General features: G+C 43.0%; 18 protein-coding genes and 1 pseudogene. 4 read left to right on the top strand and 15 right to left on the bottom strand.

The annotated features are described in order from the left end of the window. Nucleotides 1-14 precede the first annotated feature (14 nt). From spfP to hemB, 4 genes are all read right to left on the bottom strand, one after another. On the bottom strand, nucleotides 15-62 hold the full coding sequence (spfP, locus tag L4C39_RS20195; protein WP_438356636.1) for a small protein SpfP: 48 nt from the start codon (nucleotides 60-62) through the stop codon (nucleotides 15-17). Nucleotides 63-255: 193 nt separating this feature from the next. After that, entirely contained in the window at nucleotides 256-3054 is a 2799-nt protein-coding gene (gene polA, locus L4C39_RS09540; RefSeq protein ID WP_371711811.1) for a DNA polymerase I, read from the bottom strand. A 623-nt stretch (nucleotides 3055-3677) separates the two neighbouring features. Continuing rightward, the gene (locus tag L4C39_RS09535) at nucleotides 3678-4118 is read right to left on the bottom strand and encodes a GNAT family N-acetyltransferase (RefSeq protein ID WP_371711810.1); all 441 of its coding nucleotides are present in this window, start codon (nucleotides 4116-4118) and stop codon (nucleotides 3678-3680) included. 68 nt (nucleotides 4119-4186) lie between these two features. Beyond that, nucleotides 4187-5233, bottom strand: a complete 1047-nt coding sequence (gene hemB, locus L4C39_RS09530; protein ID WP_113796156.1) for a porphobilinogen synthase — start codon at nucleotides 5231-5233, stop codon at nucleotides 4187-4189. 160 nt (nucleotides 5234-5393) lie between these two features. On the opposite strand from hemB, the gene L4C39_RS09525 reads away from it, so the two are divergent. Beyond that, the gene (locus L4C39_RS09525; protein WP_429745565.1) at nucleotides 5394-6155 is read left to right on the top strand and encodes a TatD family hydrolase; all 762 of its coding nucleotides are present in this window, start codon (nucleotides 5394-5396) and stop codon (nucleotides 6153-6155) included. A 290-nt stretch (nucleotides 6156-6445) separates the two neighbouring features. On the opposite strand, the gene tatC is transcribed toward L4C39_RS09525, so the two are convergent. The 7 genes and pseudogenes from tatC to rmuC all read right to left on the bottom strand — a co-directional run bounded on the left by tatC (nucleotide 6446) and on the right by rmuC (nucleotide 12675). Next, a complete protein-coding gene (tatC, locus tag L4C39_RS09520; RefSeq protein ID WP_017052114.1) occupies nucleotides 6446-7195 on the bottom strand; it encodes a twin-arginine translocase subunit TatC in 750 nt (249 codons plus the stop codon). Between the two features lie 181 nt (nucleotides 7196-7376). Further along, nucleotides 7377-7677 (bottom strand): annotated as a pseudogene (gene tatB, locus L4C39_RS09515) (Sec-independent protein translocase protein TatB); the annotation flags it as partial. Between the two features lie 3 nt (nucleotides 7678-7680). Further along, nucleotides 7681-7929: a Sec-independent protein translocase subunit TatA gene (gene tatA, locus L4C39_RS09510; protein ID WP_017052112.1), complete on the bottom strand. Its 249-nt coding sequence runs from the start codon at nucleotides 7927-7929 to the stop codon at nucleotides 7681-7683. 56 nt (nucleotides 7930-7985) lie between these two features. Further along, nucleotides 7986-9620, bottom strand: a complete 1635-nt coding sequence (ubiB, locus tag L4C39_RS09505; RefSeq protein ID WP_429745562.1) for a ubiquinone biosynthesis regulatory protein kinase UbiB — start codon at nucleotides 9618-9620, stop codon at nucleotides 7986-7988. Further along, complete coding sequence (locus L4C39_RS09500; RefSeq protein WP_017052110.1) at nucleotides 9617-10222, bottom strand: ubiquinone biosynthesis accessory factor UbiJ; 606 nt, start codon at nucleotides 10220-10222, stop codon at nucleotides 9617-9619. Before L4C39_RS09500 ends, ubiB begins: the two co-directional genes overlap by 4 nt. A 36-nt stretch (nucleotides 10223-10258) precedes the next feature. Then, nucleotides 10259-11041, bottom strand: a complete 783-nt coding sequence (gene ubiE / locus L4C39_RS09495; RefSeq protein WP_029203315.1) for a bifunctional demethylmenaquinone methyltransferase/2-methoxy-6-polyprenyl-1,4-benzoquinol methylase UbiE — start codon at nucleotides 11039-11041, stop codon at nucleotides 10259-10261. Nucleotides 11042-11175: 134 nt separating this feature from the next. After that, on the bottom strand, nucleotides 11176-12675 hold the full coding sequence (rmuC, locus tag L4C39_RS09490) for a DNA recombination protein RmuC (RefSeq protein ID WP_371730449.1): 1500 nt from the start codon (nucleotides 12673-12675) through the stop codon (nucleotides 11176-11178). A 132-nt stretch (nucleotides 12676-12807) separates the two neighbouring features. Between rmuC and L4C39_RS09485 the strand changes: the two genes are divergently transcribed. Then, nucleotides 12808-13707 (top strand): DMT family transporter, encoded by a 900-nt coding sequence (locus tag L4C39_RS09485; RefSeq protein WP_136994083.1) that lies wholly within the window; start codon nucleotides 12808-12810, stop codon nucleotides 13705-13707. A gap of 157 nt (nucleotides 13708-13864) precedes the next feature. On the opposite strand, the gene L4C39_RS09480 is transcribed toward L4C39_RS09485, so the two are convergent. The 4 genes from L4C39_RS09480 to ftnA form a co-directional block, all read right to left on the bottom strand. Continuing rightward, complete coding sequence (locus tag L4C39_RS09480) at nucleotides 13865-14692, bottom strand: HDOD domain-containing protein (RefSeq protein ID WP_113796144.1); 828 nt, start codon at nucleotides 14690-14692, stop codon at nucleotides 13865-13867. Between the two features lie 139 nt (nucleotides 14693-14831). Beyond that, a complete protein-coding gene (locus L4C39_RS09475) occupies nucleotides 14832-16019 on the bottom strand; it encodes a BaiN/RdsA family NAD(P)/FAD-dependent oxidoreductase (protein ID WP_029203314.1) in 1188 nt (395 codons plus the stop codon). 218 nt (nucleotides 16020-16237) lie between these two features. Further along, entirely contained in the window at nucleotides 16238-16561 is a 324-nt protein-coding gene (gene uspB / locus L4C39_RS09470) for a universal stress protein UspB (RefSeq protein ID WP_017052104.1), read from the bottom strand. A gap of 71 nt (nucleotides 16562-16632) precedes the next feature. Then, on the bottom strand, nucleotides 16633-17160 hold the full coding sequence (gene ftnA, locus L4C39_RS09465; protein WP_017052103.1) for a non-heme ferritin: 528 nt from the start codon (nucleotides 17158-17160) through the stop codon (nucleotides 16633-16635). A 157-nt stretch (nucleotides 17161-17317) separates the two neighbouring features. Here ftnA and uspA point away from each other — a divergent pair, with 157 nt between their 5' ends. Both uspA and L4C39_RS09455 read left to right on the top strand, forming a co-directional pair. Beyond that, nucleotides 17318-17752 carry a universal stress protein UspA gene (uspA, locus tag L4C39_RS09460; protein WP_017052102.1) on the top strand — a complete coding sequence of 145 codons (435 nt, stop codon included), beginning with the start codon at nucleotides 17318-17320 and terminating at the stop codon, nucleotides 17750-17752. 51 nt (nucleotides 17753-17803) lie between these two features. Continuing rightward, nucleotides 17804-18694, top strand: coding sequence for a carboxylate/amino acid/amine transporter (locus L4C39_RS09455; RefSeq protein WP_017052101.1), 891 nt, complete (start codon nucleotides 17804-17806; stop codon nucleotides 18692-18694). The last annotated feature ends 31 nt before the right edge of the window (nucleotides 18695-18725 follow it).

Raw genomic sequence — 18725 nt, 5'->3', positions numbered from 1 at the left:
CTGGGGCGGCTGAATCAGCCTAATCCAATAACGTGAAACAAAAGGTCTGAAAGATAGAACATCTTACCTCTGTACCCTACAAGAGATAATGTACAACAATTGGTCAGAAATGAAAACTTTTTTTGTAATTTATTTTCACCAAAATATTACTAAAAAACAGACAATCCCAATTTTTCAATTCTTTTTTTTAATCAAAAAAAAGCCAGCGTTTGTGCGCTGGCTCATAATTTATGACTCAATATGGTTAAAAAGTAACTAGTGCGCTTGGTCCCAGTTGTCACCGTGACCAGATTCAGCCACTAACGGAACATCCAGATTAGCCGCCGCCTCCATCAATTGTTGTACTTTACTTTCAATTTCGCCTAAAGCAGACTCTTGAACTTCAAATACCAGTTCATCGTGTACTTGCATCAACAACTTCACTCGACCATCGCCTTCCGCTTGGATCCATTCGTCTACCAATAACATCGCTTTCTTAATGATGTCTGCCGCTGTTCCTTGCATTGGGGCATTAATCGCTGCACGCTCTGCTGCTTTACGACGCATTCCATTACGTGATTTGATTTCTGGTAAATGCAACTGGCGACCAAATAAGGTTTCAACAAAACCCTGTTCAGATGCTTTTGAGCGCGTATCTTCCATGTATTGCATCACGCTTGGGTAACGTTCGAAATACATGTCCATGTAGTGTTGAGCTTCGCCTCTTGGAATACCAAGCTGTTTTGCTAAACCAAATGCACTCATTCCATAGATAAGACCGAAGTTCACCGCCTTTGCTCGACGACGTTGCTCTGTCGTCACTTCATCGATGCTAACACCGATAATTTCAGCCGCGGTTGCAGCATGAATATCTTTGCCCTGTTGGAACGCTTCTAATAAGGCCTTATCCCCTGATAAGTGCGCCATAATACGCAGCTCAATTTGAGAATAATCGACCGCTAAGATTTTCCAACCGTGAGGTGCAACGAATGCCTGACGAATTCGACGACCTTCTTCGTTACGAATAGGAATATTCTGTAAGTTTGGATCGGTTGAAGATAAACGACCTGTCGCCGTTACGGCTTGGTGATACGAGGTATGCACGCGCCCAGTTTCGCCGTTGATCATCTTCGGAAGTTTATCGGTATACGTTGATTTCAGCTTAGCTAGACCACGATATTCTAGGATAAGCTTTGGCAATGGGTAATCTAACGCAAGCTCTTGTAATACTTCTTCGTTAGTCGATGGTGCGCCAGATGGTGTTTTCTTCACGACTGGCAGTCCCATTTTTTCAAATAGGATCGCTTGAAGCTGTTTTGGAGAGCTTAGGTTAAATTCTTGTTCCGCAACTTCATACGCTTTTTGTTCGAGTTCATCTAAACGAGCCGCGATCTCTTGCGATTGAGCCCCTAACAGCATGTCATCAATGAAAACGCCCGTACGTTCAATGCGTGACATCACTGGCACTAATGGCATTTCGATATCTTCATAAACGGATTTCAGCTTTTCATCCGCTTCAATGTGTTTCATCAAACGATTGTGCAAACGTAGAGTCACATCCGCATCTTCTGCTGCATATGGTGACGCTTGCTCAAGATCGATCTGATTAAATGTCAGCTGCTTTTTGCCTTTACCTGCGATCTGCTCAAATGAAATACAGCTATGTTGCAAGAATCGAAGCGCTAAGCTATCCATATCATGCTTGCCACCGACACTGTTATACACGTAAGACGCTAACATGGTGTCGTGTTTGATGCCTTTCATATCGATACCGTAACGCGCAAGAACACTGGCATCGTATTTCAGATTCTGCCCAACCTTCGCTTGTGCATCATCTTCTAAAATAGGTTTTAACTGTGCTAATACCCAATCACGATCTAGTTGCTGTGGCGCATCAAGATAATCATGAGCCACCGGAACATAAGCGGCTACACCTTCTTCTGTCGCAAATGATAGGCCGACTAGATTCGCTACCATGTAATCTAAGCTGTCGGTTTCAGTATCAAACGCAAACAGCTCAGACGCTTGCAATTTTTCTAACCACAATTTGAAGGTTTCTTCATCAAGAATGGTTTCGTACTGACTGCGGTCAATAGTCACCGCTGAATTGTCGATTACTGATGCAGAACTTGAAGCGCTTGTGCTACTGCGCATCGCACCGGACTTTTCATCCGCCTCAACAACGCCTGTGCCACCTTCAAGTAATTCATTCAGCCAAGACTTAAAGACCATTTGGCCGTAAAGCTTAATGAGCTCATCGGTATTTGGTTCAGCCTTAACTAAAGATTCTGGTGTCTCTTCTAGTTCAACATCTAATTTGATCGTCGCAAGCTCGTAAGACATCAAAGCATTATCTTTATTGTCGACTAACTTCTTCGCCATGGTTTTAGAACCACGGAAACCTAGGGCTGCGATGTCATCAAGGTTTTCATACAGCTTTTCAATACTACCAATACCTTGCAGTAGAGCGGTTGCCGTTTTATCACCAACCCCAGGAACGCCTGGAATGTTATCGACTTTATCGCCCATTAAGGCTAAGTAATCGATGATTAACTCAGGGGGAATTCCGAATTTTTCGATCACCCCTTCACGATCCATGACCACGTTTGTCATCGTATTGATAAGCGTAACGTTCTCATCTACAAGCTGCGCCATATCTTTATCGCCAGTACTGATCAGAACAGGCATACCCGCTTTAGAGGCTTGTGACGCTAATGTACCAATAACGTCATCAGCTTCAACTCCAGAAATCGAAATTAATGGCAAGCCCATTGCTCGAATCACATTATGCAGCGGCTCGATCTGACAACGTAGGTCATCTGGCATTGGTGGACGATTGGCTTTGTACTCTGAGTACATGTCGTCACGAAAGGTTTTTCCTTTGGCATCAAAGATGACGGCAATCCTATCCGAAGCAAACTGCCTCATCATACTGCGAAGCATATTCACAACACCGTAAATGGCATTGGTCGGAATATCACCATTACTCATGGTGCCAGGATAAGCATGAAAAGCACGGTAAAGGTACGAAGATCCATCAATGAGAATTAATGGGTTATCAGGAATGCGAGCCATAGTATTTTGTATCCAAAGAAATACGAAAAATGATCTGCTTAGGATGCCACGACTCACGATCTGAATCTATGCCCACCATTCGCTTTTACTCGCATAGATCAAGCGAGAATCGTTGTTCACAAGACCTTAAAATTGTGGATAACTCTGTTTATATATTTTATCCACTGGTTATACAAGGTAATTAATTTGCACCAAACACCAACTTAAACCCATGAAATAAATGAATTAATATATAGATCGAACAGATTTAAATCGATCCTTTCACGATCCCTAACTGTGGAAAAGAATGTTCCTCATCGATTATTCCACTCCACCTGACACCTCTAAGCGACAAGCATAAAAAAAGCGACACCCGAAGATGTCGCCTAGCATAAAAGTGGAAAGCCAAATCATTTGTTGTTATTCAGCCTTACCAAAAGCTATAAATTACACTGGAAGCAATGTGAGCAATGTCGTGTCAAAAAAGAACTTAGTGCAAGTTCGTTAAGAATTCTTGGTTAAAGCTAAATTGGAAGCTTTTCAACATCCTTGTGAACCGTTTCTTTATTCCTTAAGACGCAGTTAATAATAATGATTCTCATTTAATAGTCAACCATTAAATGAGAAAAAATATCATTTAGATCTTAGCGTGTTAATTGCTTAACAAAATGGATGCTCGAAGCGGATAATGGCTCCTTTTTTTCAAAATGCTCAATGGCGTAGCCGTTTCTCAACAATAGCCGCAGCATCGCAGGAAACTGATTACGAGATTTTACTTTAAGAAACGGATACTGCTGACTTTCGACCCAGCGCTCTTGCTCATTCAATAACGCTTGGGCTACTCCTTTATTTCTCGCAATCGGAGAAACGCCACCAAACCAACTATAGAAAGTGTCATCATCAAGCTGGTAGCCAATTTTAAACCCAAGTAACGTGCTTCCTTCTTCTGCAACAAGGATTAAGTGCTTTTTACCTTGCAAACGAAGTTGTAAAGATTCGATGGTCTCTCCTCGAACAAATTCATCAATAGATTCAACCACCGCGATGACTTCTTGCAGGTCACCCACTCTCACATCAACCGACATAAACTGTCCCTCCAATAAAAAAGGGCTGGCACAAGACCAACCCTATTCACTACTGCATTTCGTTTACCCTACTTTTCAGTATTTAGGTGCTCAGCAGCTTGTGCATTTTCTTGCGCCAACCATTCCGCTACGTCTTTCGCGAAGTACGTTAAGATGCCATCAGCACCCGCACGTTTAAAGCAAAGTAGTGACTCTAAAACCGTCTCTTGCTCTTTTAACCAGCCATTTTGGATTGCCGCTTTATGCATCGCGTATTCACCAGAAACTTGGTAAGCAAACGTTGGAACTTGAAGCTCTGACTTCACCCGACGAACAATATCTAAATACGGCATGCCCGGTTTCACCATGACCATATCCGCACCTTCATTAATATCCATCGCTACTTCATGAATCGCTTCATCACTATTCGCTGGATCCATCTGGTAGTTTTTCTTATTACCACCCTTCAAATTAGATGATGAACCGACGGCATCACGGAACGGGCCATAGTAACAAGAGGCGTATTTTGCTGAGTAAGCCATAATCTGAGTATGAATATGCCCAGCTTCTTCTAATGCTTCACGAATTTTACCAATACGGCCATCCATCATGTCCGATGGAGCAACAACATCTGCGCCAGCTTCTGCATGAGACAACGCCTGCTTGATCAAGACTTCTGTCGTTTCATCGTTTTGTACGTAGCCATCTTCATCAATAATGCCGTCTTGGCCATGAGTGGTGAATGGGTCTAATGCTACATCAGTAATCACGCCCATTTGCGGCACGTGTTCTTTCAATGCACGAACCGCTCGTTGCACTAAGCCTTCAGGGCTGTATGCTTCAATAGCACATAAGCTTTTTGCATCTTGATTCACTACCGGGAATAAAGCGATCGCAGGCACACCCAGTTTGGCTAGGTATTCTGCCTCTTCGAGCATCAGGTCGATAGAAAGACGCTCAACACCAGGCATCGACTCAACCGATTCACGACGATCTTTACCCATAAGAATAAACATCGGGTAAATAAGATCGCTAACTGTAAGTTGATTTTCGGCCATAAGACGGCGACTAAAATCATGTTTACGCATGCGGCGCATACGTCGCCCTGGGAATTGACCTTGAATTGAAACAGACACTCGATTCTCCTTGTCTGGATTAGTAGCTTAATCAGAGAATATCACTCTCGATCTCAGACGCTAGTGCTATTATTTAAAACCTGTAAAAAATGACGAAAAATGACCTTCTTCTCACACTGCTTTATACTCTCCCTACTAACGAAACCGACTGAGACCAAACATGATTGACTCACACGCCCACATTTACGCCACTGAATTTGATAATGATCGTGATGAGGTTGTGCAGCGCGCACTTGCTCAGGGTATCGACACCATCTTACTGCCCAATATCGATTTGGGCTCTATCGAACCCATGCTAAAAACTGAAGCGACTTACCCTGATATATGTCGCTCTATGATGGGGCTGCATCCTTGTTATGTAGATGGCGATGTAAAACAGACTCTTGCAACGATCCACTCTTGGTTTGAAAAGCATAATTTCATTGCAGTTGGCGAGATAGGCATTGATCTCTATTGGGATAAGACCTTTAAAGCTGAACAGGAGATGGCTTTCATTACTCAATTAAATTGGGCAAAAGAGATGGATCTTCCTGTGGTGATCCATACTCGTGATTCGATTGAAGAGACGTTAACCCTACTGCGTAAAGAACAAAATGGCTCTTTAAGAGGAGTATTTCACTGCTTTGGTGGGACCGTTGAAGAAGCGAAAGCCATTAATGATCTCGGTTTTCATTTAGGTTTAGGCGGCGTATCAACATTTAAGAATGGTGGCATGGATAAAGTGATTCCCCATTTAGATCTCAGTAAGGTGATCCTTGAAACCGACTGTCCATACCTTGCGCCCGTTCCGCATCGTGGTAAACGAAATGAGCCTGCGTACACAAAATTGGTTGCTGACCGGATAGCTCAACTGAGGCTTCTATCAGTTAGTGAAATTAACGAAATTACAACCAAAAATGTTAAATCCTTGTTTTTATTGTGATTATTATCACTAATAATTTTATTTATATACCCAGAAATGAGATCCATGCCGCAATTTAATATGGTATTTAGCATATTGGAGCGTTAAGATACCTTTCCACAAAATAATCATAAAAAGTGAGCGGTATATGTGTGATCACACTCTTCACTTACAACGTCGACATAGAAACTTTTGGCATAAAATCATAGGTATCAAAGAAGTCTATATCTGTAAGAACTGCGGCCATATGGTCAAAGTTAAGTAGTTATGACTACAATAAAAAAACGACTCTATATGAGTCGTTTTTTTATTTAATCTTCAACCTGCTCTTCATCAGGATCTTTACGCACGTAGAATCTCGCAAAGAACAAACCCACTTCGAACAGAATACACATAGGTATCGCTAACAGGGTTTGAGAAACCATATCTGGAGGCGTTAACATCATCCCAATAACAAAAGCGGCAACGACTATGTAAGGACGCTTTTCACTTAATGCTTTTGGATTCGTCGCCCCAGTCCAGCATAATAAAATGATGGCAACAGGCACTTCAAACGCAATACCAAACGCAAGGAACAGAGCTAGAACAAAATCGAGATAGCTTGAAATATCGGTCGCAAACTCCACCCCACCGAGTGAAATGGCCGTAAAGAAGCCAAATACCAACGGGAACACCACAAAATAAGCAAAAGCCACACCGCAGTAAAACAGCAGTGAACTAGAGAACATTAATGGCATAATCAAACGACGTTCGTGCTTATATAAGCCAGGAGCAACAAAGGCCCATACCTGATACAAAATAAAAGGCACGGCAATGAACACCGACGTCATCAAGGTTAACTTCAATGGCGTGAAAAATGGCGATGCAACATCCGTGGCAATCATCGTTGCCCCTTCAGGCAGGCGATCCACTAATGGTGCAGAGACAAATTCATAGATCTCATTGGAAAAATAAATCAGCCCAAGAAAAACAACAATCACCGCAATGATTGCGCGTAATAAACGATTACGCAGTTCTAACAAGTGGCTAATTAAAGGTTGTGTCTGCTCAGCAGAAGACATATCAAACCTCTTATATAGGGCGATCGAACAGGAGCCGCAACGGTAGCAGCTCCAATTGGGTGAGACTATTCGGCTTTTTTATCTGACGAGCTTGGCTGCGCTTCACTATTTGTTTGCGCTTCACTATTGGTTGGAACAGACTCATTCCCCTGAGCAGTATTGTCTACCGCATCACCATCAGTGTTTTGCTTTGCATAAGGTCGAGTCACTTCTTGCGCTGCTTTCTTAAGTTCATCAACTGAAGCTTTCAGCTCTGGCGCAAGGTCTTCCATTCCCATTTGCTCAGCTTTACGCAAGTTATCTTGCAGTTCTTGAACCTTGAGCTCATGAGATAACTCATCTTTTACACTGTTCGCCATACTTTTCGCAGAACCAATAAATTTGGATACACTACGAATCGCGACAGGTAAACGCTCAGGACCAAGCACAACTAACCCCACGACAGATATCAATACCAGTTCCCAAAAACCGATATCAAACACGTATTATGCCTGCTCTTTGTCTTTTTCTTTCTTGATTTCAGCAGTGGTGTCCGTCTTCTGCCCTTCAAGATTCTTTGGTTCAAAGTCCGCATCTTTCTTTAACGCTGCAGGATCTTCATCACTCATGGCTTTTTTAAAGCCCTTTACAGCTGAACCTAAATCACCACCCATGCCGCGTAGCTTTTTAGTTCCGAATAGTAATACAACGATTACTGCGATGATTAGGAGTTGCCAAATACTGATACCGCCCATTATTTTTACCTCGGGTCTTTTCTACACAAAAAATTATATTTTCACGAGTCTACCGCTTAACGACGGTAAGCTCGCCAACTAAGCAGCCAAAATGTGACACCTGCTATGCCACAGCCCAATGTTAGCTGCTGATACGGGCTAGAGATTAAGATCGCAGAGCATACGACTAAAGTGGCTCCAACACCAAACAAAAACTTACCTGTCCCTTGTTGTCGCTTGCTATCTCGATAACCTTGATAAAGCTGATCCATTCTTTGATTCATGGATTTTCCTTGTCGTAAGCTATCATAAAGCAACTCTGGTAATTCTGGCAGCTTCTCTATCCAAAACGGTGCTCTATCTTTTACTGCATTCAGTAAAGCTTGTGGCCCGACTTGGTTCGCCATCCATTTTTCAAGAAACGGTTTTGCTGTCTCCCATAAGTCTAGCTGAGGATAAAGCTGACGCCCTAAACCTTCAACGTACAATAGTGTCTTTTGCAGCAACACCAATTGAGGTTGAACTTCCATATTAAAGCGACGAGCGGTATTGAATAGGTTCAATAGCACGTGACCAAATGAAATTTCACATAAAGGTTTAGCAAAAATCGGTTCACATACAATACGGATTGCAAATTCAAACTCATCAATATTGGTATCAGCAGGCACCCAACCAGAGTCCACATGCAGCTCAGCAACTCGGCGATAATCACGATTAAAAAAGGCTAAGAAGTTCTCTGCCAAATAACGCTTATCTTCGCTATTGAGTGTGCCAACAATGCCGCAATCTAAACCAATCCATTGTGGATTTTCTGGATGCTCTGGGTTAACAAATACATTTCCCGGATGCATATCTGCATGGAAAAAACTGTCACGAAACACTTGAGTAAAGAAGACACTCACGCCACGTTCAGCCAACAATTTCATGTTGGTGCCATTGGCTTCTAATGACGCTATATCAGAGACTTGAATGCCATAAATTCGCTCAGAGACCATCAAGTGTTCACTGCTAAAATCAGAGATCACTTCAGGTACGTAAAGCTCTTCACTGCCTTCAAAGTTGCGTCTTAATTGAATGGCATTCGCCGCTTCTCGACGCAGATCCAATTCATCAATTAAGGTTTTTTCATACTCACGAACCACTTCTACGGGCTTTAATCGTCTCGCTTCTGGCAAGGCTTTTGCGACGATTCTAGCCATGCGATACATCAGCTTAATATCGGCATCAATCACAGGACGAATATCAGGACGAATCACTTTAAGTACAATATCTCGACCTGATTCTTTTAGCTTCGCGGTATGTACTTGAGCAATCGACGCTGAAGCAAGTGGCTCGATATCGAAATCCGTAAACCAGTTATCTAAGCTACCGCCTAAAGACGCTTCCATCTGATCTTTGGCTAATTGGCCATCAAAAGGAGAGACTTGGTCTTGAAGGAGGGCTAATTGATCTGCCAAATGAGGAGGGAACAGATCTCGTCTCGTTGACATCATCTGTCCGAACTTAATCCAGACCGGACCGAGTTCTTGCAAGGCGAGACGTAACCTTTCACCCATGGTCTTATCTTGATGCTTACGCTTAATCCAGAACAGTGACTTACGCATCATCAATGGTGCTTTCGTCAACTGGTGCTCTGGGAGTAACTCATCTAAACCATATTCAAGTTGTACTTTGACAATATGGTACAGACGGCGCAATTCTGTTGGGGTCATACTTTCTCCAACAAGGCGTTAAGTTTCGATTCTAATCGAGAAACCGAACTCTTAAGTTCATCCACTTGATCGCAAAAATAGGCAATTTCTAACGGCGCCGGAGCAATTTTCCACTCTTCCGTTAAGACTTGTGCGAAATTCGATTGTTGTTTTTCTGCTTGTTGATACAAAAAGCTTCCCACATTTTTCGCGCCTTGAACGACAGTATGTGCGACCACATCTCCTGTCACACGAGACAACCACTCTTCGAGATCAGGTTTGCAATCTGTCATGAGTTGAGCAAACTTCTGCGCCAATTGAATATCACCTTCTAAAATCAGCTTATCTTGTTTAATCAGCTTGGTGATGTTGGCCTGCTCACGCAACTCCGGAAGTACGGACAAATTCAAACTAAGGTAACAGTCTGGTTTGGCTTCATAATCGGCCAACACGTCTATTTGTTGGCTAAAAACGAACGTTAAACTCTTATTGAGTTCTTTCAGATGAACCTGAATCACTTGCCCTTTTAAGCGCGATAAACGACGCACCAAGTTGGGGTCGTCATTTACAAGGGTATTAAGCGAAGTTTCAATCACTGCGGTGACAAGCGGATCAAATGGCATGACTATCCTTAAAATATAAGTCTTAACTACACAGGATTAAAATTTATAACCACGGTGTAGCGCAACAATGCCACCCGTTAGGTTGTAGTAGCTCGCATTTTCAAAACCTGCGTTTTCCATCATCCCTTTCAGCGTCTCTTGATTTGGATGCATGCGAATAGACTCAGCTAAGTAACGGTAGCTATCAGCATCGTTCGCAATCAACTCACCCATTTTAGGTAATAGGTGGAATGAGTAAGCGTCATAAATCTTAGAAAGGGGCTCAAGAACTGGTTTTGAAAACTCAAGTACCAGCAAGCGACCACCGGGCTTTAACACTCGGAACATCGATTGCAGTGCTTTGTCTTTGTCTGTCACATTACGTAAACAGAAACTGATGGTAATGCAATCAAAGTAGTTATCAGGGAAAGGTAGCTCTTCCGCATTCGCTTGTACGTAATGAACGTTACCCACAATGCCGTTATCGCGCAGTTTGTCACGACCAACGTTCAGCATTGAGTTGTTGATATCAGCAAGAATTACGTGGCCTTTTTCACCGACAATGCGTGAAAACTTAGCGGTTAAATCGCCTGTGCCGCCGCCTAAATCTAGAATGCGCTGACCAGGGCGAACACCACTACAATCAATGGTGAAACGCTTCCATAAACGGTGAACACCACCCGACATAAGATCGTTCATGATGTCGTATTTTGCGGCTACAGAGTGAAAGACCTCTGCTACTTTCGCGACTTTTTCTTCTTTCGCGACCGTTTCAAAACCAAAGTGAGTGGTTTCTTGTGTTTCTAAAGCTGAATTTGATTGCACACTCGTATCCGTCATGTTGTTGTCTGCCATGATAAGTTCTCTTCAGCAGTGCGTCATTTCAACAAGGGCACTGCGGGCGATTAGTGTACTTTATCCTCTGCTTAATACCAATTCCAATAATGCATCAAGCACAAGAAGGGTGACGCCAGTTATGATTCATTTGTCTCAAGAAGTGCATCGGTTTGTGCTAATTCAGTTAAGCTCGGGGAGATTGGCCTTTTGACTTCGACTCCCAGTTGCTTAAAGCTTTCCGCCTGACGAATGGCATTACCTCGCCCTGTCGCTAATTTATTCATCGCCCCTTGATAGCTTTGATTCGCTTTATCCAACGCGCCTCCTAATCCTTCCATATCATCGACAAAAAGACGTAATTTGTCGTACAACTTGCTTGCTCTGTCTGCGATAACCTGTGCATTTTGGTTCTGTCTGTCATTACGCCACAAATTGTCAATCGTTCGGAGTGCCACCAGCAGAGTGGTTGGGCTAACTAAGATAATGTTCTGCTCCATGGCGTCTTTCACCAAGCTAGGATCCGCTTGAATGGCGACTTGGAATGCAGGTTCAACCGGAATGAACATCAACACATAATCCAAGCTTTGAATGCCCTTTAATTGATGATAATCCTTCTGACTTAAACCTTTGATATGAGCACGCAAAGCGACCAAGTGATCACTCAATGCTTGATCACGCTGAGTATCATTTTCCGCATTGAAGTAACGCTCAAAAGCGACTAATGCCATTTTTGAATCCACCACCACCTGCTTTTCTTGTGGAAGATGAACGATCACATCAGGCTGATAACGTTTTCCTGCTTCGTTTTGTAAGTTCACTTGTGTGTGGTATTCATGACCTTCTCGCAAACCAGACTCCGCAAGCACGCGCGCAAGCACCACTTCTCCCCAGTTACCTTGCTGCTTGTTATCCCCTTTTAGCGCTTGAGTGAGGTTCACGGCTTCACGCGTCATGCTCTCATTCAAACGTTGTAGATTTTTTAGCTCATGCACTAAGGTATGGCGCTCTTTGGCTTCTTGACCAAAACTGTCGTTAACTTGTTTTTTGAAGCCTTCTAACTGATCTTTCAACGGTGACAGCAGCCCTTCTAAACTTTGCTTATTCTGCTGATCCACTTTGGCGGTTTTCGCATCGAACATCTGGCTGGCTAAGTGTTCAAACTCGGTCTTTAAACGAGCTTCTGCATTTTCTAGCAGCTGAAGTTTTTCACGATTCGATACATTTTCTTGTGCATGTCGGGCGTCTTGCTCTCGCAGTTGAGCTTCAAGCTGAGATTTAAGCTCCTTCACTTGATTCAATTCATCCACATACTGCTGGCGCTCTTGCTTGACGGCCTCAAAATAACGCAGCTTTTCAATGGCTGCCATCAACTTGCCGTGGGCTTGTTTTAATTCAAAGGCGGATTTGTCTCGTTCATTGTCCAACTCATCTAACTCGGCTTGCGCTTGGTTCAGTGCCTCTTGCAACGGCTGAACTTGAGACTGATATAGCTGCTTATCGGATTCAAGCTGCTGCATCAGTAATTGTATTTGAAATTGCGCTTTCTGCTTGGCCCACCAGCCGAATGTGCCACCACTGATGATCGCGCTTACAATGCCGCTAATAAGAAGAGATTGGTACTCAAGAATCCATTGCATGATAAAGATTTAGCCTATAAATGAGATGCTCATTAAATGGTATTTTGATACTGGATAAATGTCCAGTTTGTTGTGGTTTATTTAGTCTATAAACTAGCCACACTCTTCCTTTAACACCATCCACGAGAAATCATGAACGAACGTCGAGCCATTGGTTTCGGACTTGCTGCGGTACTGCTTTGGTCAACCGTTGCAACTGCATTTAAGCTGACTTTGGCTGAATTTACGCCTATTCAAATGTTAACGGTGGCGAGCTTTGTCTCTGCGATTGCGCTCTCTATCATCTGCATCGCTCAGGGTAAATCGTCTCAAATTGCGAACACCTTCTTGGCTAACCCTTGGTACTACTTACTGCTTGGGCTCATTAACCCTTTGGCTTACTACCTAATCTTATTTAAAGCTTATGACTTATTGCCCGCCTCTCAAGCCCAGCCTTTAAATTACAGTTGGGCGATCACCCTCACCCTCATGGCCGCCGTATTTTTAGGTCAGAAGATTCGTAAGCAAGATTGGGCCGCCTGTGTTTTTGGTTATGCTGGCGTTGTCGTGATTGCGACGAAAGGCGATATTTTAGGCTTAGAGTTTGATAGCCCACTAGGGGTTGGGTTGGCGCTACTCTCTACCTTGTTATGGGCGGGATATTGGATCTTAAATGCGAAGAATAAAGCCGATCCCGTTATTGGTGTGCTGCTCGGCTTTTTAGTCGCGCTACCGTTTGCTGTCGGCTTGAGTATTTATGAAGGTGCAACATGGAGTTTGATCAGCACTAAGGGTTGGTTATCTGTCACTTATGTCGGGCTATTTGAAATGGGCATCACCTTCGTTTTATGGCTAACGGCCTTAAAACTGACCGAAAACACCGCGCGTATCAGTAATCTCATATTCGCGTCACCGTTTATCTCCCTCATGCTATTGGCTTATATCATTGGTGAAGAGATCCACCCTTCGACGATGATTGGTTTATTGTTAATTGTGACGGGCTTGGTCATACAACAACTGAAGTTCAAATCAATAGCTGAAAAAGATAAGTAACGCACCACCACATACCTTGCGCACCGATCATAAAAACCGACATCAACAGAGATATTGATGTCGGTTTTTTTCATTCAATCAAAGACAATAGAGCCGAGCCTATTACACAGCTGAAATGCGCCTAACTCACGCGCTTAATGAAGGCAAGGAGCTACAACTAGCTAAAGAGCTCAAATGCTAACTCGCTGCCCTTCCCTCTCACTTCATCAATGACGGCTACGGTCGCAGGAGCGATAGATAACGCTTTCGCTGCTGGATGGGTTGTCAAAAAATGGACTTTATTTTTTTCACTTGGCAAGGAATCCCAACGCTTATGAATATCTCGTGCTAAGTACAATAAGCAGGCTAATTTTTTAGAGACTTCCGCTTTTCCGGGCTGGTTAACATTGGCAATGGCATCCGCCATTTCTGGAGGGAATTTCCATGCATTCGCCAATTTGGCACCTAATTCGGGGGCATCGGTAGAGAGGACATCACGCTGAACTTGTAAGGGGTTTTCACCTTCATCAACGCGCTTCGTGATTTCAACCGCTTGCTCTGGCACCAGTGAGTGGATCATTAATTCACCGATATTGTGTAGCACTCCCGTTGTGAAGGCCTCATTGGGATCCAACCCAACCTTGGGGGCGAGTTTGCTGGCAATCATCGAAATTTCAAATGTATTCGACCAATAATCTTTTACATTTAAGGTCTCTATTTTTGGAAAAGCACTGGATAAAATGGATGATGATACTAACGTCCGAACGGCCCCACTGCCCACTCTAATAATGGCATCATTGATGGTTGCAACGGATTTACTACCACCAAAATGAGCGGAATTTGCCATGCGTAGCAAGCGAGCGCTGAGCACTTGCTCCATCGACATTTTCTTAGACAGCTCACCAAAATCTACGTTCTCTTGATTCACCATCTCCAAAAGTTCTTGCAGCACGCTTTCAATACGAGGCAGTTCGTTAATGCGGCTAATTAAAGCGTCTTGTCTCATAAAGCTCACTCCTTTGGCTCATTATCACCCTTTAATATAGGATAGATTTGGCGATTAGGAGGGAGCTTATTGTGTTTAAAGTTAATTATATATGTTTGATCAAATTCAAACGAATCTGCTCAACTAGCTACTTATACACTTACGCCCACTGACCTGCGACAAAACCGCTCGACCAGCACCATTGGAAGTTGTACCCACCAAGCCAACCTGTTACGTCCATCACTTCGCCGATGAAGAACAAGCCTTTATGATTTTTACATTCCATTGTCTTCGATGATAAATAGTCAGTATCCACGCCACCGAGTGTCACTTCTGCCGTTCTATACCCTTCCGTTCCATTCGGAGCGATCTGCCAATTTTCTAGGTGATCGGTAATCGCTTGCAACTCTTTGGCATTAAACTGCTTAAGAGGCTTATCCGTTAGTTCTTTACGCTCAATCAATACTTCCACAAGACGCTTTGGTAACACTCGCGCTAAGGTATTTTTTAGGCTTTGATTAGGGTGCTTCTCACGTGCATTGGCTAGCAGTTCACTGACATCAGATTCTGGTACAAGGTTAATCGTCACCTTTTGGCCTGCGCGCCAGAACGATGAAATTTGTAACACGGCCGGACCAGATAAACCACGGTGAGTAAACAGAAGTGCTTCTTTAAATAACGTACCATCTTCTGCGGTGATCTCCGCTGGAATCGCAATCCCAGACAGCTCAGCAAAATCTTCTTTATCTTGCTTGTGCAAAGTAAAAGGAACTAAACCTGCGGTGGTTGGAATGATAGGTAAACCAAACTGTTCAGCAATTTTATAACCGAACGGCGTTGCGCCTAGCTTCGGCATCGATAGGCCACCAGTCGCTACCACAAGAGACTCACACTCAATGGTTTCATCATTAACTTGCAGCAGGTAACCGCTCTCTTTTTTCTCAATCATATGCACATCACAACGGTAACGCTGTTCAACGTTCGGAAGTTTGCACTCTTCGAGCAGCATGGTAACGATCTCTTTTGCTGAGTCTAAGCAGAATAACTGCCCATGATCTCGTTCTTCAAACTCAATGCCGTGCTTGCAGATCATCGAAATAAAATCCCAGTGAGAATACTGAGACAGTGCCGATTTAACAAAGTGTCGGTTCTGGCATAAGTAATGATGAGCAGTAACGTCATAGTTGGTGAAATTACAACGACCGCCGCCCGAGATCAGTATTTTACGTCCCGGTTTTTTGGCATTATCGACCACAAGGACACGTCGACCACGTTTCCCTGCTTCTGCGGCACACATTAAACCCGCCGCTCCAGCACCAATAATCACGACATCAAATTTTTCGCTCATTTCACTTACACCATTTTCATATTTCACAATATGAATTTTCACCAATAAAAAAGGATGTGCTGAGTGCACATCCTTGCTGAATTCGTCGCTAGTTTAACCAGTTCAGGCTCTCACCTCAAGGCGCAGAGTCGATCTCACGATTTAACGTGATATTGATAATAATCATCGTCCGCTTACGCTCAAGGCAAACAGAGGAAAGCCACTGTTTCTCGTCTACTTTACACCATAAATGCGGCGAGCAGTGTTACACCCAGTAACGACATGGATAAAATAAACAGTGAACGAACACGGTCGCACTTACCTGTAAAAACAGGATCGTGATGATGGTGATACTCTTTACTTTTCAGATAATGAAATAGACGAACTTGCTTGGTGACATTGCCGTGAGTGGTAAAGAAACCACCGCCGTCAACTTGCTGATAAAGTAATGGGTGAGCTTCACGCATAATATAAATCAATGCTCGTAAAGCGGTTAAATAGCGCGCACCATTCACCATAGTTACAACCATAAGTGCGAATAGGATGGTATCTCCATTGATCATCTTTTCCTCCCTACATCTTCTACGATGCCCTGAGAAAAAGATAATCAAATCATATCTTTTTTGCTGTGATGTTACGCAGCAGGGGTATCCATAATAGAAGATGAACCTTCTTTTGCCATCATCGCTAGGTCTTTGTCGATAAAGAATAATGCTTTACCATCTTCACCAACCAACTCTAGCTTATCTAAAATCCCTTTAAATAACTTCTCTTCTTCGTGCTGTTCAGACACATACCACTGTAAGAAGTTAAACGTTGAGTAGTCTTGGTTAGTAAACGCTTCATGAGCAAGCTTATTGATTTGTGTCGTAATCATCTGCTCATGTTGATACGTTTCACGGAACACGTCACCTAGGCTCTCAAATTCATGCTGTGGAGCTTCAATTGCACCTAAAATTGGCATTGAACCTGTTTCACTTACATAAGTAAAAAGGCGTTGCATGTGTTCCATTTCTTCGACTGCGTGAGCTCGTAAAAATTCGGCTGCACCTTCGAAACCTTTGTCTTCACACCAAGCACTCATTTGTAAGTATAGATTGGATGAGAAAAATTCTAGATTAATTTGCTCATTCAATTTCTCAACCATATTTGCAGATAGCATGTCTCTCTCCTAATTACGCTTCTTTTTATTAATTTAAATATAACATGATTTAACGACTAACACCTGACGCAGTCTGTAGAGATATGAGATCACAGCAACAAAAAAAAACCACACGCGGTGCTAATCTTTAAGGAGTCAACAATAAGGAGATTGTAATATGAGTTATCAACATATTTTAGTAGCGGTTGATCTGTCTGAAGACAGTAAACTTTTGATTGATAAGGCAGTAGCACTTGCGAAACCTTTAGAAGCCACCGTTTCATTCATTCATATTGATGTGAATTATGCCGAACTTTATACCGGGTTAATTGATATCAACTTAGCTGAAACTCAACACCAAGCAATGGAGGCATCACAGAAACAACTTCAAAGCTTTGCGGACTATGCTCAATACCCAATTAAACATACATTAGTGGGCAGCGGCGATCTGAGTAATGAGCTGTGTGATTCGATCAATGAGTATCATGTTGATCTCGTAGTATGCGGTCATCATCAGGACTTTTGGAGTAAATTACTCTCTTCAACTCGCCAGTTAATCAACGATTCTCCTGTTGATATGTTGGTTGTACCTCTTAAAGAGGAGCAAGACTGAACTCGTAAACTTAGGTAGACTGCTGCCATCTATTGATGGAACGAATTGATTATGAATTATCTAGCAGCAGTGACCCTTTTATGGGCATTCTCATTTAGCCTGATTGGCGTTTATCTTGCCGGTCAGGTCGACTCTTGGTTTTCGGTGTTAATGCGTGTTGCATTGGCAAGCCTTGTGTTTCTACCTTTCTTAAAATTTCGCAATATTCCGAAAGCTCTGATCGCCAAGCTAATGACTATTGGCGGCATTCAATTAGGTTTGATGTACTGTTTTTACTATCAATCTTTCTTGTTGTTATCAGTGCCTGAAGTGCTTCTATTTACGGTTTTCACCCCTATTTACGTCACCCTTTTTTATGATTTTCTTAAAGGGCGGTTTTCACCTTGGTATCTCATCACCGCGCTTGTTGCTGTCGCTGGTGCCGTAACCATTAAATTTGCAGGAGTGAACGACCACTTCTTAATGGGCTTTTTAGTGGTTCAAGGCGCCAACCTCTGCTTTGCGATTGGCCAAGTGGGCTATAAATATGTCATGGAACAAGAAGAGATAGATCTTCCTCAGCACACCGTGTTTGGGTACTTCTATCTTGGAGCGCTGTGCGTGGCGACAATAGCCTTTGCGTTAATGGGCAACCTAGACAAACTGCCAACCACATCATTACAGTGGGGAATATTAATCTACTTAGGGTTAATCGCTTCAGGGTTAGGTTACTTTGTGTGGAACAAAGGGGCATGCATGGTGAATGCGGGTGCTCTTGCGGTCATGAACAATGCATTGGTTCCTGCTGGGTTGGTGGTCAATATTCTGATTTGGAATAGAGATGTCGATTTAGTTCGATTATCGATTGGTGGCGGCATTATATTGCTGTCTCTATGGGTTAATGAGAAATGGGTAAAACCTAAAGTTGAGCGCCAATATAAAAAATTGCATTCGCAAGAGTAGAGCTCTTGCTGTTGGTGGGATGAACGAGTCC

This window comes from Vibrio clamense (assembly GCF_050337905.1).
GTDB lineage: Bacteria > Pseudomonadota > Gammaproteobacteria > Enterobacterales > Vibrionaceae > Vibrio > Vibrio cortegadensis.
The sequence above is the reverse complement of the archived record's forward strand: the minus strand, read 5'-3'. Positions and strand labels throughout refer to the sequence as shown.

Bases quoted from the DNA above. Each gene is read 5' to 3' on its own strand.
- L4C39_RS09535 (WP_371711810.1), bottom strand. From the start codon at position 4,118: ATGTCGGTTGATGTGAGAGTGGGTGACCTGCAAGAAGTCATCGCGGTG.
- rmuC (WP_371730449.1), bottom strand. From the start codon at position 12,675: ATGCAATGGATTCTTGAGTACCAATCTCTTCTTATTAGCGGCATTGTA.
- tatA (WP_017052112.1), bottom strand. From the start codon at position 7,929: ATGGGCGGTATCAGTATTTGGCAACTCCTAATCATCGCAGTAATCGTT.
- ubiB (WP_429745562.1), bottom strand. From the start codon at position 9,620: ATGACCCCAACAGAATTGCGCCGTCTGTACCATATTGTCAAAGTACAA.
- ftnA (WP_017052103.1), bottom strand. From the start codon at position 17,160: ATGCTATCTGCAAATATGGTTGAGAAATTGAATGAGCAAATTAATCTA.
- L4C39_RS09480 (WP_113796144.1), bottom strand. From the start codon at position 14,692: ATGAGACAAGACGCTTTAATTAGCCGCATTAACGAACTGCCTCGTATT.
- uspB (WP_017052104.1), bottom strand. From the start codon at position 16,561: ATGATCAATGGAGATACCATCCTATTCGCACTTATGGTTGTAACTATG.
- L4C39_RS09485 (WP_136994083.1), top strand. From the start codon at position 12,808: ATGAACGAACGTCGAGCCATTGGTTTCGGACTTGCTGCGGTACTGCTT.
- L4C39_RS09455 (WP_017052101.1), top strand. From the start codon at position 17,804: ATGAATTATCTAGCAGCAGTGACCCTTTTATGGGCATTCTCATTTAGC.
- uspA (WP_017052102.1), top strand. From the start codon at position 17,318: ATGAGTTATCAACATATTTTAGTAGCGGTTGATCTGTCTGAAGACAGT.
- tatC (WP_017052114.1), bottom strand. From the start codon at position 7,195: ATGTCTTCTGCTGAGCAGACACAACCTTTAATTAGCCACTTGTTAGAA.
- polA (WP_371711811.1), bottom strand. From the start codon at position 3,054: ATGGCTCGCATTCCTGATAACCCATTAATTCTCATTGATGGATCTTCG.
- L4C39_RS09475 (WP_029203314.1), bottom strand. From the start codon at position 16,019: ATGAGCGAAAAATTTGATGTCGTGATTATTGGTGCTGGAGCGGCGGGT.
- L4C39_RS09525 (WP_429745565.1), top strand. From the start codon at position 5,394: ATGATTGACTCACACGCCCACATTTACGCCACTGAATTTGATAATGAT.
- L4C39_RS09500 (WP_017052110.1), bottom strand. From the start codon at position 10,222: ATGCCATTTGATCCGCTTGTCACCGCAGTGATTGAAACTTCGCTTAAT.
- ubiE (WP_029203315.1), bottom strand. From the start codon at position 11,041: ATGACGGATACGAGTGTGCAATCAAATTCAGCTTTAGAAACACAAGAA.